Genomic DNA, 14,891 nt, shown 5'->3' with positions numbered 1-14,891 from the left:
CGGGCATTTCACCCCGTTAAGCACGACGCCGGACCCTCTCACCCAAGGTGCCCTGCCGGGCTGCTCCGCGGGGCTCAGCGTGCCGGCGGCGCGGGCCGCTAACCGGCCGCCGGGGCCAGCTGGACCTGGTTGAAGACCTCGTTGAGCACCGGGCTGAGCGGATAGGACAACACCTTGTCGGATAGGGCGAGGGCCGAGATGGGGAAGGCAATCGGCACGGCCGGCACGGTTTCCGCCAGCTGCTTGCTGATCGATTCATACGCGGCCACCCGGTCGGGCCCGTTGGGCATGCTCCGGGCGCGGGTGATCTTGGAGACCAGCTGTGGATCATCCAGGCCCAGTTCCGCGCTGGGGGAACCGAAGAGTGGGCCCACGAAGTTGTCCGGGTCGGCGTAGCTGCCGTTCCAACCCATCAAACTCAAGGCATGGTCGCCGTCGTTCGTCACGGCCGTGACATAGCCGTCGCTCCACGGGATCGGGACGGGCTTGATGTTCAAGCCGATGGCCGTCAGCTCGGCTGCGATCTGGGCGTACACCTTTTCGGGCAGGGGCAGGTACGTCCGGGCCGAGTTGGTGGGGTAGTAGAACTTGAGCTCTTCGCCGTTGTAGCCCGACTCGCCCAGCAACGTCTTGGCCTTGGCTGGATCGTACGGGATGCCTTCAACGGCCTTGTTGAAACCGCTGAGTTTGGGCGGGATGAACTGCGCGGTGGGTGCCGTGCCGGCGATGAAATAGTTGCTGGCGAGGGTGGCCTTGTCCACGGCCGCGGCAATGGCCTCACGGACCTTCAGTTCCTTGAGGACTGGAATCTTTTGGTTGATCCCGACGTACATGACGGAGAACGGATCGCGCTGGAGCACCTGCTTGCCGCTCTTGATGAGCTTGTCGTAGTTGCCGGGCGTGACCGGATCGAAGCCGTCAAGGGTGCCGTCCTCCAACGCAGCGAACCGCGTCTCGGGCTGTTCGAACGTCTTGAAATTCAGCGTGCTGATGGCGCTCTTGGTGCCCCAGTAGTTGGCATTGGCGTTTAGGGTGACGCCGCCGGCCGCAGCCGAGGTGAAGGTGAACGGCCCGGTTCCCACGGGGTGCAGTCCATAGTTGGAGACCTTGTTGGCGGAAAAGGTCTTGTCCAGGACGTCGGCGGTTCCGGCCGCCAGGGCTGCGGGGGAAGAGATCGCAAAGGCCGGCAGGGTCAGCGCCTGCAGGAATCCCGTGAGCCGCATCTTCAGCCCGAGCGTGACTTCCAACGGCCCAGTAACCGTGCAGCCGTCGTACAGGGAATTCTTGGCGTCGTCCTTGAAAGCGCGAAAAATCTGCTTGAACATCGTCGAGGAGCCGTCGCCGCGTGTTGCGGGCGTGAAGGAGTACCAGCGCTCAAAGTTGGCGCACACAGCTGCGGCGTTGAAGTCCGTGCCGTCCTGGAATTTCACGTCGGGGCGCAGCTCGAAGCGGTACGACAGTCCGCCGTCGAGCTCTTCCCACGTGGTGGCCAGGCTGGGGGCAGGGGCGCCGGTGACGGGGTCGATCGTCATCAGCCCCTCCAGCACCTGCCGCGTCACACGGTAGGACTCGTTGTCTGAGACGAGCGCCGGATCAAATCCCAGCGGGTCCGAACCGGTGCCGAAATTGAAGACGGTTTCCGGCGCCGCGGTGCTTGGTGCCGTGGTGGGCGACGGTTCGGGAGCGGCCGTGCAGGCTGTCACCGCAAGAAGCACGACGGCGGACATCGCCACCGCGCGCCGGAGCACCAAGCGCCGTGGGCCGGCAGGGCGTGTCACGTGGAGTTCTCCTTGTTGCATGGGTTTTTGGCTCAGCCACTCATCTTAGTAGGAGAATCTGACTGATCCCCTGTGAGCGCTGCGCCGTGGTCAAAGTTGCGGGGCCGAGCCGGTAGTATTGTTCATGCTTCAATGCACCCGCGCGAGTGGTGGAATTGGTAGACACGCAGGTTTTAGGTACCTGTGCCTTCGGGCGTAGGGGTTCAAGTCCCCTCTTGCGCACAGTGAAAAAGCCTCCGTCGAAATGAATCGACGGAGGCTTTTTGTGTGCCGTGCGCCAGTCAGGGCATCCGCCACTATGAACGCCGCAGCACCTTCTGGGGTGTTTTCCCCAACGCCGCAGCACTTATGGCGCGTTATTTGGGAACGCCGCAGCACCTCGGCAAGGCCGGGACTGGCAGCTAAGCGTCGTCGATCTTCAAATCGCGGCGCAGCTTGGCCACGTGGCCGGTGGCGCGCACGTTGTACTGGGCCACGGCAACCCTGCCGTCGCCGTCAACCACGATGGTTGAGCGGATCAGGCCCTCATACGTCTTGCCGTAATTCTTCTTCTCGCCCCACGCTGCATAGGCGTCGGCCACGGCATGGTCTTCGTCGCTGAGCAGCGGGTAGGTCAGGGAGTCGCGGGCGGCAAACTTTTCCAGCTTGGCCACTGGGTCGGGGGAGATGCCCAGCACCTTGTACCCGTGTGATTGCAGGGAGCCCAGATTGTCGCGGAAGTCGCAGGCTTGCTTGGTGCAGCCGGGCGTCATGGCTGCCGGGTAAAAGAACAGGATGACGTTCTGGCCGGCAAAATCGGTGAGTGAGGTGGTGCCGCCGTCGGCGTTGGAGAGGGTGAAGGACGGTGCGACATCGCCGGCAACAAGGCGTTCAGACATGGAAGGCTCCTGGTTCGTGGAAGTGTTTGGGCTGGTTTTCAGCCTAGGTGAGTTGCGCCGGGTGGCTAAATTGGGCCCCACCCTTCGAGCCCGCCAGTCGGCCTGCCAGCCGCAAATGCAGGGACGGCTGGCAATAATGACACCGATGCCACTTTCGGAGCCCGGGATCCCGGTGTCGTAAGGCGGGATCGATGTCACTTTTTCAACGGGCGGCGGATCGTAGCCGCAGCCCGCCGGGTGGAAGTTCGCCGACGCCGTTGAAAAACAGCAAATAAGCGAAAAGCTGGAGTAATAAACGGGGATTATTGGGGGAAGTGAGGAATATTAGGGGAGTGCGTGTGCGCCGCTCGTGGATTCCTCTGGGACAGCCGAGGGAATGGCCTCTCGCTGAAGGCGGAGTGCCCGAATTTCTTCCCGGAGCAGTTCCAAATGATCGACGGTCACTGCCTGAGAATTAGAATCCTCGGCCGAGACTTTCTCCACCAACCACGACGCTAACGTTGCAGTTACGATACCGAGCAATGCTATGCCGCCAATCATTAGGCCAACAGCAATTACCCTGCCCGTGCCTGTCGATGGAGACAGATCCCCGTAGCCCACGGTAGTGATCGTCACAATCGCCCACCAGGCGGCGTCACCAAAGGACTTGATGGAAGCCTCAGGAGACGCCTTCTCGGCGTCGTACATGGCAAGTGCGCCGATATACACCAGCAATCCCGAAGCAGCGACTACATAGGTCGCCACCCGACCGCGCAGCGCATTGCCTGCCACCCGTTGCAGAACGCCAATCAATGTCACCAGCCTCAACAGCCGGAGCGGGCGGAGCATTGGCAGCACCACGATGGCCAACTCATGCAAGTGCCGGAAGAACCAGGAGAGCCGCCGCGGAGCCAGCCAGAGCGAAACCACATAATCAACCAGGAACAACCCCCACGTGACCGCCATGAACCAGCCGGCGACCTTGACCGCCGTTCCTGACGCCAGAACTTGGACAGAGTAAGCCGCCAAGAACAGCACCGATATTACGATCAAGGGCCACTCTGCAGCCCGCTCCCAGCGCTCTAATGTCATCCCGCGAGCATACCGGGCCAATGGTGGGACAAATTGGCTGCGGACGCGAGCTCAACGCTGGATCAGTGGGTCACGAAACGGCCCGCCAAAGCATGATTTCACAGCCAGAGCCACGGAATAGACGGGGGAACAAGCGATGAGTAGGGGCATTAAACAGGCAATAAAAAAACCGCTCCAACCCCGGCGCTTGCCGGTGTTGGAGCGGTTTTACCATGTGCACCCCTCCGGACTTGAACCGGAAACCCATTGATTAAGAGTCAATTGCTCTGCCAATTGAGCTAGGGGTGCGACTTTTTACTTCAGTAAAAAGCCGTTCCAACGCCGGTTGTTACCAGTATTGGAACGGCCCTTACTCTGTGCACCCCTCCGGACTTGAACCGGAAACCCATTGATTAAGAGTCAATTGCTCTGCCAATTGAGCTAGGGGTGCGACTATTCGCTGCTATGGCGCACAACAGTTTGTGTCCGTCGTGTTCCTTGCAACGACATGAAACTATACGGCTTTTTCCAGTCCATGTGAAATCGAAAAAGGCACTTCGGGGTGTTTTGCGGTGGGGATCACATTTTGGGGCGGTGGAACCCGCGGAATCACGGGGAAGTTCCCGGCAGAAAGCCGGTCAAATATTTTCCCGGCGGCACCCGCCAATCACGCGAACAGCCCGCCAATCCGCGCCTGGTGGCCCTGATCACCTTTGCGTCATAGACTGGCGCACATGAGCCCGGAGAAGAATTCAGCTGAAGATCCCGTCGTTCTCGCAGCAGATGGCAAACCCGACATCAAGCCCCGCAGCCGTGTGGTCACCGACGGCATCCACGCCGCCCCGGCCCGCGGCATGTTCCGGGCCATCGGCATGGGTGACGACGACTTCCGCAAGCCCCAGATCGGCGTGGCCAGTTCCTGGAACGAGATCACCCCGTGCAACCTTTCGCTGAACCGCCTGGCCCAGGGCGCCAAGGAAGGCGTCTTCGCCGCTGACGGATTCCCCATGCAATTCGGCACCATCTCCGTCTCGGACGGCATCTCCATGGGCCACGAAGGCATGCACTTCTCCCTCGTCTCCCGTGAAGTCATTGCAGACTCGGTGGAAACGGTCATGATGGCCGAACGCCTTGACGGGTCCGTCCTGTTGGCTGGCTGCGACAAGTCCCTGCCCGGCATGCTCATGGCCGCCGCCCGCCTGAACCTCGCCAGCGTCTTCTTGTACGCCGGCTCCATCATGCCGGGCTTCGCCAAAATGGAGGACGGCACGGAGAAGGAAGTCACGCTCATCGACGCCTTCGAAGCCGTCGGTGCCTGTGCGGCCGGCACCATGAGCATGAAGGACCTCGACTCCATCGAACGAGCCATCTGCCCCGGCGAAGGCGCGTGCGGCGGCATGTACACCGCCAACACCATGGCTTGCATCGGCGAGGCACTCGGCATGTCCCTGCCCGGTTCCGCCGCCCCTCCCAGTGCCGACCGCCGTCGCGACATGTACGCCCGCAAATCCGGTGAGGCGGTGGTGCACCTCCTCGAAAAAGGCATCCGCGCCCGCGACATCATGACCAAAAAGGCCTTCGAAAACGCCATCGCCGTCACCATGGCCTTCGGCGGCTCCACCAACGCCGTGCTGCACCTGCTCGCCATCGCCCGCGAGGCACACGTGGACCTCACCCTCGCCGACTTCAACCGCATTGGCGACAAGATCCCGCATCTGGGTGACCTGAAACCCTTCGGCCGCTACGTCATGTTCGACGTCGACAAGATCGGCGGCGTGCCCGTCATCATGAAGGCACTGCTCGACGCCGGACTCCTCCACGGCGACGCCCTCACCGTCACGGGCAAAACAGTTGCGGAGAACCTGGCTGAGATCAACCCGCCGGATCCCGACGGCAAGGTCCTGCGCGCGCTGGACAACCCGATCCACAAGACCGGCGGCATCACCATCCTGCACGGGTCCCTCGCTCCTGACGGCGCCGTGGTCAAGAGCGCGGGCTTCGACCTGGACGTCTTTGAGGGAACCGCCCGGGTGTTTGAGCGTGAGCAGGGTGCCCTGGCGGCCCTCGAGCGGGGCGAAATTCACGCCGGCGACGTCGTCGTTATCCGCTATGAAGGCCCCAAGGGCGGCCCCGGCATGCGCGAGATGCTTGCCATCACAGGCGCCATCAAGGGGGCAGGCCTCGGCAAGGATGTCCTGCTGCTCACTGACGGGCGCTTCTCCGGCGGCACCACTGGGCTATGCATTGGCCACGTTGCCCCTGAAGCGGTCGACGGCGGACCCATCGCCTTTGTGTGCGACGGCGACAAAATCCGGGTGGACATTGCGGCGCGGTCCTTCGACCTGCTCGTGGATGAAGAGGAGCTTGAGTCCCGCAAGATTGGCTGGAAACCGCTCCCGGCCAAGTTCACCTCGGGCGTACTGGCCAAGTATGCCAAGCTCGTCAACAGTGCTTCAACGGGCGCCTATTGCGGCTGAAACAAGGGCATGCCCATAGGGTGGACATCACGTCCAGATAGTGAGACGGGGTTGTGGGCTGTTTGACACTCGCGAGCGAAAAACGGGAGACTACAGGTATGCAACCAAAGCTTCTAGTCGTCATTAGCTAGCGCGTGACGCGAAATGACCACACCCATGGTCATTGGCTCCGTGGCTTTCTGATGAGAGAAAGCCACACCACGTGCATACCCCTCGATGAAAGCCTTATGGGCTGAGGGGTTTTTTTGTTTCCACACACCAGCGGCAACTCGAATCACTGCGTGATCCACCAAGATTTGAACGCAACCACAGTAGATGTACCCGAGAGTATGAGTTTCCCAAAGGAAGAACCGATGAGTAAAGGAACGCCCGCCAGCCCAGCGCTGATGGCAGCCAAGTCCTCCGCGCACGGTGCCCAAGGTGGCACCGCATCTGGTGCCGTGAGCACCATTAACGCAACCTCCGACGTCGTAGGTCCCAACAATGTTGTGGCGCCTATTCAGATGACCGGTTCAGAGGCTCTGGTGCGCTCGCTTGAAGAGCTTGGTGTCAAGGACATTTTCGGCCTTCCCGGCGGGGCAATCCTGCCGACGTACGACCCACTCATGGCGTCGTCCCTCAACCACATTCTGGTGCGCCATGAGCAGGGTGCGGGCCACGCAGCCCAGGGTTACGCCATGGTCACCGGCAACGTTGGTGTGTGCATTGCGACGTCGGGTCCCGGCGCCACCAACCTCGTCACGGCCATTATGGATGCGCACATGGACTCGGTGCCGCTGGTTGCCATCACCGGCCAGGTGGCCAGTTCCGTGATTGGCACGGATGCCTTCCAGGAGGCTGACATCGTGGGCATCACCATGCCCATCACCAAGCACTCGTACCTGGTGACGGACCCCAACGACATTCCCCGTGTCCTGGCTGAGGCCTTCCACCTCGCCTCCACCGGACGCCCCGGTCCCGTTTTGGTGGACTTTGCCAAGGACGCGCAGCAGGCCCAGATGACGTTCTCCTGGCCCCCGGTCATCGACCTGCCCGGCTACCGTCCCGTATTCCGCGGCCACTCCAAGCAGCTGCGTGAGGCGGCCCGCCTGATCCGTGAAGCCCAGAAGCCCGTGCTGTACGTGGGTGGCGGCGTGATCAAGGCCAACGCTGCAGAAGAACTGATGGTTCTGGCCGAGCTGACCGGCGCACCCGTTGTCACCACGCTGATGGCACGCGGCGCGTTTCCCGATTCGCACCACCTGCACGTGGGCATGCCTGGCATGCACGGTTCGGTTTCGGCCGTCACGGCGCTGCAGCAGTCAGACCTGCTCATCACCCTGGGCGCCCGCTTCGATGACCGCGTCACCGGCGTGCTCAGCAGCTTCGCTCCGCACGCAAAGGTCATCCACGCAGACATCGACCCTGCCGAGATTTCCAAGAACCGCACGGCAGATGTCCCGATCGTGGGCTCCGTCAAGGAGATTATCCCGGACCTGACCGCCGCAGTGAAGGCCGAGTTTGAGGCCAATGGCCCCTCGGACCTCGGCGACTGGTGGGCGTTCCTGGGTAACCTGCGCGACACCTACCCGCTGGGGTGGACCGAACCCGAAGACGGTCTCATGTCACCGCAGCACGTCATCTCACGCATTGGCGCCCTGACCGGACCTGAAGCGATCTACACGGCCGGCGTTGGCCAGCACCAGATGTGGGCTGCGCAGTTCATCAAGTACGAGCGCCCGCGTTCCTGGCTCAACTCCGGCGGCGCAGGCACCATGGGCTACTCGGTTCCGGCAGCCATGGGCGCCAAAGTTGGCAACCCCGACCGCGTCGTGTGGGCCATTGACGGTGACGGCTGCTTCCAGATGACCAACCAGGAACTGGCCACCTGCCGGATCAACAACATCCCGATCAAGGTTGCCATCATCAACAACTCCTCGCTGGGCATGGTGCGCCAGTGGCAGACGCTGTTCTACAACAGCCGCTACTCAAACACCGACCTGAACACGGGCCACGACACCATCCGCGTGCCCGACTTTGTGAAGCTGGCAGACGCCTACGATTGTGTTGGCCTGCGCTGTGAACGCGTTGAGGACATTGACGCAACCATTGAAGCGGCACTTGCCATCAACGACCGCCCCGTCATCATCGACTTCGTGGTCAGCCCGGACTCCATGGTCTGGCCGATGGTGCCATCAGGCGTGAGTAATGACCAAATTCAAGTTGCCAGGAACATGACCCCGGTGTGGGACGAGGAGGACTAGACATGAGCCGACATACTCTCTCCGTACTGGTTGAAGACAAGCCCGGTGTTTTGACGCGCGTTGCCAGCATGTTTGCCCGCCGCGCCTTCAACATCAACTCCCTCGCCGTGGGCCCCACCGAGATTACGGGGATATCCCGCATGACGGTAGTGGTCGACGCCGACGGTGACCTCATCGAACAGGTCACCAAACAGCTGAACAAACTGGTCAACGTCATCAAGATCGTTGAACTTGTTTCAGAGAATTCCGTGCAACGGGACCACATCCTGGTCAAGGTTCGTGCGGACGCTGCCACGAGGCTGCAGGTCACCCAGGCTGCAGATCTCTTCAGGGCCTCAGTGGTGGATGTGTCCACAGACTCATTGACCATTGAAGCCACCGGCTATGCAGACAAGCTTGCAGCATTGCTGAACGTCTTGGAGCCATTCGGCATCCGGGAAATTGTGCAATCAGGAACCTTGGCCATTGGGCGGGGATCCCGTTCCATGGGCGACCGGGCACTGCGCGCCTCCTAGCGCGGTGCGCCAGGGCCGGCAAGGGCCGGCCTCTCGCCGGATCAGCGCCTTATCGGGCCTGCGCCTTACCGGGCCACGGTCCGCGAGAGCCACGGCGTGGATGTGTTCCGGCACACTGCGCCAGCATGAAATACTTTTCACCATTAGCAACACACCATTTATTCAAGGAGTTTCACAGTGACTGAGATGTTCTACGACGACGATGCAGACCTGTCCATCATCCAGGGTCGCAAGGTCGCCGTTATCGGCTACGGCAGCCAGGGCCACGCACACGCACTGAACCTGCGCGATTCAGGCATTGACGTTCGCGTCGGCCTGAAGGCGGGCTCCAAGTCCATCGCCAAGGCAGAGGCTGAGGGCCTGCGCGTCCTCAGCGTTGCCGAGGCAACGGCAGAAGCCGACGTGATCATGATCCTCACCCCGGACCAGGTCCAGCGCTTCGTTTACGCAGAAGACATTGCCCCGAACCTGAAGGCCGGCGACGCCCTGTTCTTCGGCCACGGCTTCAACATCCGCTTCGGCTACATCACGCCTCCGGCAGATGTTGACGTTGCCCTGGTTGCTCCGAAGGCTCCCGGCCACACCGTGCGCCGCGAATTCGAAGCAGGCCGCGGCATCCCCGACCTGATCGCTGTTGAGCAGGACTTCACCGGTGGCGCCACGGCGCTGGCACTGTCCTACGCCAAGGGCATCGGCGGAACCCGTGCAGGCGTCATTGAGACCACCTTCACCGAAGAGACCGAAACCGACCTGTTCGGCGAGCAGGCAGTTCTCTGCGGTGGCGCTTCACAGCTCGTCCAGTACGGCTTCGAAGTTCTGACCGAAGCCGGCTACAAGCCGGAAATCGCCTACTTCGAGGTGCTGCACGAGCTCAAGCTCATCGTTGACCTCATGTGGGAAGGCGGCATTGCCAAGCAGCGCTGGAGCGTTTCCGACACCGCAGAGTACGGCGACTACGTCTCCGGCCCGCGCGTCATCACCCCCGAGGTGAAGGAAAACATGAAGGCTGTCCTCGCGGACGTCCAGAGCGGTGCTTTCGCCAAGCGCTTCATCGAGGACCAGGATGCCGGCGCACCGGAATTCCTGGCACTGCGCAAGAAGGGCGAAGAGCACCCCATCGAGTCCACCGGCCGCGAACTGCGCAAGCTGTTCTCCTGGGTCGGCAGCAATGACGACTACACCGACGGCTCCGTCTCCCGCTAACGCTGGTTGACACTTAGTCTCTCCAAGCACGACGGCGCCTGCCGGACCCTAGTGGGTCGGCAGGCGCCGTCGTGCTTTGCATAATCTCCGCAAGCCGCGCCACCCCGACGCCGTCCCGCCACCCCGACGCTCGCTCACCAACGGGGTGTTTTGGCGAACGCTCACTCACCAACGGGGTGTTTCTGGACGACCCGCCCACCCTTCTTGGTTTTCGACACCGATCCCGCTTTCGGAGCCCGAGATCCCGGCCTCCGAAAGCGGGATCGGTGTCATTTTTTGGCGGAAGCAGTGGGGGAGCGGGCTGCCTGGAGTCAGCGGCGGGTGCCGATGTCGCTGAGGACCCGGTTGAGCACCAGGTGGGCCGCGCCGGACGAACCCAGACACCAGCTTTCTCCTTGACCCCTTGGGCAAGCCGCCCATTGCCAGCGGAGGCCTGGCCGCGATGGCCCCCTGCTGAACGTGGTGGCCCAGCTTTCCGGCCTGACGACTGAGGTGGGCTGGGAGGCGAGGACAACAGCCGAACTGGGGGACGTCGTCGAACATGCGCTTGAGGTGTTTGGTTCGAAATGGCCCATGTTCGGGACTGACTGTCCGGTGGCCGTGCTGGCTGGCGCGGAGGCGATTTGGCCGCGGGTTCTTACTTTAGTGTTGGATGGGCCTGGTTCCGACGTGGCGGACGCCATCTTCGGCGGCAATACCCGGAGGGTGTACCGGCTTGACCATGGCCGTATACGATCCTGGCAATCGAATGGAATGGGGAACAGCCTTGAGCAGTGCAATCGATTGGACCGATCAAAAGGTTCACGACCCTAAAACGGAGGCCCCCTTGGGGCCGAACGCCGGCGCGCATACGGAGCACTGGTTTAAATCGGCCGGCCTGGGCAGGTTCATTCACTACTACCATGCGAGCCAGCAGGGCCTGGAGGCATCATGGCCGCTGCTTGGTGCGGTGGGACTGGGCTACAATCCACCACCCTAGTTACGGACTATCACAGCACCGCTGAGAGCTTCGATCCGGAACATTGGGACCCGGTGGCGTTGGCTGGCAAGGCGGCCGCCGCAGGGATGAAGTAGGCAGCGTTCACGGCTCGGCACCACAGCGGATAGTCGTCGTGGCCCTCGAGAGCCATCGGGCGGACCCTTGCGTCGTCCCCGTATGGCCTGCGTGGGCGAAGACCTGGTCAGGGAGTACACGGAGGCCTTCCGTGCCGCGGGAATCAGAGTAGGGCTTTACTACTCTCTCTCTGATTGGCGGCATGCACAGTAGCCGGCATTTACTGACGAGATGCGGCCAGACCCACACGGCAAATACCTCCGTCCAAGTGCCAATGACTGGGGCGCCTACCAGCAGTATGTCAAGGACCAGCTGACGGAATTGCTGACCTGGTACGGGCTCATTGGCTTGCTGTGGTTCGACGACGAATGGGAGCCCACGCGCGAGGAATGGGAATCGGTAGGGCTTGAATCCCACATCCGCTCCCTGGCGCCGGACATTGTGATCAATGACAGGCTGGTCGGCAGTGGCGACTATCGAACTCCGGAGCAGTTCATTCCAACGCGGCCCTTGGATGAGCCGTGGGAATGCTGCATGACCAGGTGCGACACCTGGAGCTACGTGCCCGAGGACCAGAACTACAAGCCACTGTACGAGATCATCCGGACCGCAGTTGAAGTAGTCGCCAAGGGCGGAAATCTGCTGCTTAATGTGGGCCTACGGCCAATGGCAGCCTCGCGCCCGAGCAGTTCGCCCTGCTGGACGGGCTGGCGGGGTGGATGGACCGCAACAAGGACGCCGTGCACGGGGTTCGGCCGGGCCTTGAGCCGTGGCAGTACTACGGACTCAGCACAGCCGCTGGCAACAAAACCTACCTGTTCGCACTGGCAGAGCCGGTGGAAACCGTGACCGTCCGCAGTGTTCGGGGGAATCGCGTCTCGGCGGTCCGGCACTTGGGTTCAGGCACAGAACTGCCGTTTATATTCCTGACAACACTGGATGACCAGGTCCTCAGCGACCCGCTCGGCGAACTCAACATCGATGTCAAGCAACTTGACATGAAAGGGTTGGTGCCGGTCTACGTGTCGGAGATGGACCCACAGTCACAGGTCCACCCTACTCCGTGGCCGTCTGGGGAAGGCGGCCACGGGCATGAAGTGGAACATTGAGACTGATGGCATTGTGCAAAGCCAACCCGGCCGCTCCCACCGCGTCTTCTGATTCAGTCCACGTCTTGACCGTGACTTCCACCGGGTGCAAAAACTTGAGTACCGTTCCATGCAAGCCGCGGTTGAAACCCTCACTCATGGCGGGCCACAGACAGGTGGTTTCGCCCGCTATGATAATCGTCCCAATACCCAAAAGATTCACAATTCCGCCAACGGAACGCCCAAGGCGGTGCCCAATCTCCTGCATGAACTCAACAAGTTCGCGGTCAGGGTCGACTTCGAGCCGGGCCTGGAGCTGCGCCAGGTTGCCGGCAGCAGGATGCCCTGGTGCCTGCTGCAGAAGCTCCGCCAGGCCTGCGTAAACCTGAAGGCAGCCGTAGTTACCGCAAACACACAGCGGCCCGTTGATGTCCACGGACATGTGGCCAAACTCAGTTGATGAGCCCCCCGAGCCACTGAACACCCGCCGCCGGTTGACGATGCCCAGGCCGACGCCGTAGCCAAGGCCCAGCAGAAGAAAATCATCCCTGTCGTGACCGAACCCAAAACTGACCTCGCGGGTAGACAAAGCAAACAAGTCATTTGAGACGAAGACGGGAAGACCGACGGCCCGCTGCAGCTGGGGGCCAAGATCAAAGTCCTGCCAATTCAACGTCGTGGAGATTCGAACCGTCGACAGTGCCTGGTCAACGGCACCCGAGATGGAGATCCCCACGGCAATCACACGCTCCGGGTGATCCAATGCCGCCCGCTGGTCATTCACTACACCACTGAATTGCTCCACCACGTGTTGTGAAGGGTCAAAAACGTGGGACCGGGCATTGAGGATGGTGCCGTCGATCAGCATGGTCACGGTGATCAAGCTCGTCGGGGTCACACTGACACCGATGACCAGGGCGGCGTCCGGAATTAGCTCCACCGGGATCCGGGGCCGTCCTGCTCCGGATCGCGCGTCCACGGCCAGCTCACGGACGTATCCATCTGAGATGAGTTTCCGGACTTGCGCGGTGACGGTTGCCGGCCCCAGACTCAGCAGCTTGGCGATTTCACTGCGGCTCAATTTGCCTGTCTGCCCCAAAAGCCCGAGTATCTCGGCGCGGCTGACGGCGTCGCGTGTAGGGGTCGTGTGGGGGCGGACCCGCGTCTTCGAAATTTTTTCCCCCTTGATGAGCCCGTGTTGACTATCACCGGCTCTTGTGATTATCCTAACATCACGCCATTAATTCGGCGCCGAATTAATTATAAGCACAAGGCCAACGAGCCTACGGTACTGACGAAGGATTGACATGAAATTAGCAACGAAGCTAACTGCAATTGCGCTGGGTGGCGCGCTTGCACTGGGCGCCAGCGCGTGCGGTTCCGCGGCTCCCTCAGACGGTGGCAAGGCCGGCGGCGAAGTTTCCTTGGACTGGTCCTTCTGGTCCCAGGGCGATGAAGGCAACCAGACGTGGAAAGACCTGGCCGCCCAGGTCACCGACAAGTACCCGAATATCAAGGTGAACCTGACCACGGCGCCCTTCTCCGACTATTTCACCAAGATGCAGTCGCAGCTGGCCTCGGGTACCGCTCCTTGCATCGTCAGCATGCAGAGCCTGCGACTTCCCGCCTTCGCCAAGGCTATGACCCCCCTCGAGGGCGACCTGGCCAAGGCTGCCGGTTTCGATGAGTCGGAATGGCAGGCCGGTGCCCTGAAGGCGCTGCAAAACGGTGACAAGCAGTACGCCCTGCCCTATGGCCTCTCCACCATGGTCATGTACTACAACAAGGATGCATTCAAGGCCGCCGGCGTTGACGAGCCCAAGGATGGCTGGACCACCGACGAATTCGTCGCTGCGGCCGAGAAGATCACGGCTGCAACCGGCAAGCCCGCCTTCGGCCAGACGTTCTCCGACCTGCACATGTCGGCACAGCTTCTCGCCTACAACGGCGCCAAGCCAGTCTCCGCCGAGGGCGAGCTGCAGATGACGGACCCTGCGTTTGAATCCGCCTTCTCCTGGTACACCGGACTCGCGACTGAGAAGAAGATCAGCAGCATCCCCGCAAGCTCCTCCGACGTGCCGTGGGGCGAGCAGCAGTTCGTTGCAGGCAACGTGGCAATGGCTGTTGACGGCTCATGGAACATGAAGAGCAACGTCACTGACGCAGCCGGATTCCAGGTTGGCGTTGTGACCCTGCCCCAGGGCACCGACGGCGGTGGAACGTTCTCAGCCAACTCAGGATTCGGCATCTCCTCCACGTGCAAGAACAAGACCGAAGCCGCCCAGGCAATCGGTGTGCTCACCGACGCCCAGTCTCAGATGGCATCAGCCAATGCCGGCAACCTGCCAGCCCGCACCGCGGCCGTCCCTGCCTTTATCGAAGGCTTGAAGAAGGACGTCGACCCGACGAACCCCGGCTACTCCGATCAGGTATCGGTTGTGACTGAGGCTGCCTCGGAATCGGCAACACCGTTCATCAGCACCAGCAACTGGGACAAGGTCACCAAGTTGATGGCGCAGCAGTTCCAGCAGGCCTTCGGCGGCAAGAGCACGCCCGCTGAGGCGCTGCAGAACGTCCAGCAAAGTGGAGCGAAGTAACCCTTGCA

Annotated in this window: 13 protein-coding genes and 3 tRNA genes; 9 read left to right on the top strand and 7 right to left on the bottom strand. The window is 61.7% G+C overall.

All coding sequences use genetic code 11. The annotated features are described in order from the left end of the window. Window positions 1–98: 98 nt before the first annotated feature. Entirely contained in the window at window positions 99–1,778 is a 1,680-nt protein-coding gene (locus tag art_RS06440) for an ABC transporter substrate-binding protein (RefSeq protein ID WP_367643766.1), read from the bottom strand. A 140-nt stretch (window positions 1,779–1,918) separates the two neighbouring features. Between art_RS06440 and art_RS06435 the strand changes: the two genes are divergently transcribed. Together art_RS06435 and art_RS22165 are read left to right on the top strand one after the other, a co-directional pair. Then, window positions 1,919–2,000, top strand: a tRNA-Leu gene (locus art_RS06435). A 45-nt stretch (window positions 2,001–2,045) separates the two neighbouring features. Continuing rightward, window positions 2,046–2,183, top strand: a complete 138-nt coding sequence (locus art_RS22165; RefSeq protein ID WP_157875181.1) for a hypothetical protein — start codon at window positions 2,046–2,048, stop codon at window positions 2,181–2,183. Here art_RS22165 and bcp read toward each other — a convergent pair. From bcp to art_RS06410, 4 genes are all read right to left on the bottom strand, one after another. Beyond that, on the bottom strand, window positions 2,180–2,656 hold the full coding sequence (bcp, locus tag art_RS06430) for a thioredoxin-dependent thiol peroxidase (protein WP_038463301.1): 477 nt from the start codon (window positions 2,654–2,656) through the stop codon (window positions 2,180–2,182). The genes art_RS22165 and bcp overlap by 4 nt on opposite strands. 324 nt (window positions 2,657–2,980) lie before the next feature. Further along, the gene (locus tag art_RS06420; RefSeq protein WP_052136076.1) at window positions 2,981–3,727 is read right to left on the bottom strand and encodes a potassium channel family protein; all 747 of its coding nucleotides are present in this window, start codon (window positions 3,725–3,727) and stop codon (window positions 2,981–2,983) included. Between the two features lie 215 nt (window positions 3,728–3,942). Next, a tRNA-Lys gene (locus art_RS06415) sits at window positions 3,943–4,015 on the bottom strand. 69 nt (window positions 4,016–4,084) lie between these two features. After that, window positions 4,085–4,157 (bottom strand) — tRNA-Lys (locus art_RS06410). A 283-nt stretch (window positions 4,158–4,440) separates the two neighbouring features. On the opposite strand from art_RS06410, the gene ilvD reads away from it, so the two are divergent. The 5 genes from ilvD to art_RS23285 all read left to right on the top strand — a co-directional run bounded on the left by ilvD (window position 4,441) and on the right by art_RS23285 (window position 10,957). Continuing rightward, window positions 4,441–6,183 (top strand): dihydroxy-acid dehydratase, encoded by a 1,743-nt coding sequence (ilvD, locus tag art_RS06405; RefSeq protein ID WP_052136075.1) that lies wholly within the window; start codon window positions 4,441–4,443, stop codon window positions 6,181–6,183. 353 nt (window positions 6,184–6,536) lie between these two features. Further along, window positions 6,537–8,426 carry an acetolactate synthase large subunit gene (locus art_RS06400; RefSeq protein ID WP_038463297.1) on the top strand — a complete coding sequence of 630 codons (1,890 nt, stop codon included), beginning with the start codon at window positions 6,537–6,539 and terminating at the stop codon, window positions 8,424–8,426. A gap of 2 nt (window positions 8,427–8,428) precedes the next feature. Further along, window positions 8,429–8,941 carry an acetolactate synthase small subunit gene (ilvN, locus tag art_RS06395; protein WP_038463295.1) on the top strand — a complete coding sequence of 171 codons (513 nt, stop codon included), beginning with the start codon at window positions 8,429–8,431 and terminating at the stop codon, window positions 8,939–8,941. 177 nt (window positions 8,942–9,118) lie between these two features. Next, window positions 9,119–10,144, top strand: coding sequence for a ketol-acid reductoisomerase (gene ilvC / locus art_RS06390; RefSeq protein ID WP_038463293.1), 1,026 nt, complete (start codon window positions 9,119–9,121; stop codon window positions 10,142–10,144). Window positions 10,145–10,603: 459 nt separating this feature from the next. After that, on the top strand, window positions 10,604–10,957 hold the full coding sequence (locus tag art_RS23285) for an amidohydrolase family protein (protein WP_162182040.1): 354 nt from the start codon (window positions 10,604–10,606) through the stop codon (window positions 10,955–10,957). Window positions 10,958–11,133: 176 nt separating this feature from the next. On the opposite strand, the gene art_RS22160 is transcribed toward art_RS23285, so the two are convergent. After that, entirely contained in the window at window positions 11,134–11,274 is a 141-nt protein-coding gene (locus art_RS22160; protein ID WP_157875179.1) for a hypothetical protein, read from the bottom strand. Between the two features lie 155 nt (window positions 11,275–11,429). Between art_RS22160 and art_RS20910 the strand changes: the two genes are divergently transcribed. Further along, window positions 11,430–12,047: an alpha-L-fucosidase gene (locus art_RS20910; protein ID WP_052136073.1), complete on the top strand. Its 618-nt coding sequence runs from the start codon at window positions 11,430–11,432 to the stop codon at window positions 12,045–12,047. A 207-nt stretch (window positions 12,048–12,254) separates the two neighbouring features. Here art_RS20910 and art_RS06380 read toward each other — a convergent pair whose 3' ends face one another. After that, window positions 12,255–13,397: an ROK family transcriptional regulator gene (locus art_RS06380; RefSeq protein ID WP_301537963.1), complete on the bottom strand. Its 1,143-nt coding sequence runs from the start codon at window positions 13,395–13,397 to the stop codon at window positions 12,255–12,257. Between the two features lie 196 nt (window positions 13,398–13,593). On the opposite strand from art_RS06380, the gene art_RS20905 reads away from it, so the two are divergent. Then, complete coding sequence (locus tag art_RS20905; RefSeq protein WP_052136072.1) at window positions 13,594–14,883, top strand: ABC transporter substrate-binding protein; 1,290 nt, start codon at window positions 13,594–13,596, stop codon at window positions 14,881–14,883. Window positions 14,884–14,891 lie beyond the last annotated feature (8 nt).

The organism is Arthrobacter sp. PAMC 25486, from assembly GCF_000785535.1.
Taxonomy (GTDB): domain Bacteria; phylum Actinomycetota; class Actinomycetes; order Actinomycetales; family Micrococcaceae; genus Specibacter.
The sequence above is the reverse complement of the archived record's forward strand: the minus strand, read 5'-3'. Positions and strand labels throughout refer to the sequence as shown.

Excerpts from the sequence above, each read along its gene's own strand:
- bcp (WP_038463301.1), bottom strand. The coding sequence starts at position 2,656 with ATGTCTGAACGCCTTGTTGCCGGCGATGTCGCACCGTCCTTCACCCTC.
- art_RS20905 (WP_052136072.1), top strand. The coding sequence starts at position 13,594 with ATGAAATTAGCAACGAAGCTAACTGCAATTGCGCTGGGTGGCGCGCTT.
- ilvN (WP_038463295.1), top strand. The coding sequence starts at position 8,429 with ATGAGCCGACATACTCTCTCCGTACTGGTTGAAGACAAGCCCGGTGTT.
- art_RS06400 (WP_038463297.1), top strand. The coding sequence starts at position 6,537 with ATGAGTAAAGGAACGCCCGCCAGCCCAGCGCTGATGGCAGCCAAGTCC.
- art_RS06420 (WP_052136076.1), bottom strand. The coding sequence starts at position 3,727 with ATGACATTAGAGCGCTGGGAGCGGGCTGCAGAGTGGCCCTTGATCGTA.
- ilvD (WP_052136075.1), top strand. The coding sequence starts at position 4,441 with ATGAGCCCGGAGAAGAATTCAGCTGAAGATCCCGTCGTTCTCGCAGCA.
- art_RS20910 (WP_052136073.1), top strand. The coding sequence starts at position 11,430 with ATGCGGCCAGACCCACACGGCAAATACCTCCGTCCAAGTGCCAATGAC.
- art_RS22160 (WP_157875179.1), bottom strand. The coding sequence starts at position 11,274 with ATGGCTCTCGAGGGCCACGACGACTATCCGCTGTGGTGCCGAGCCGTG.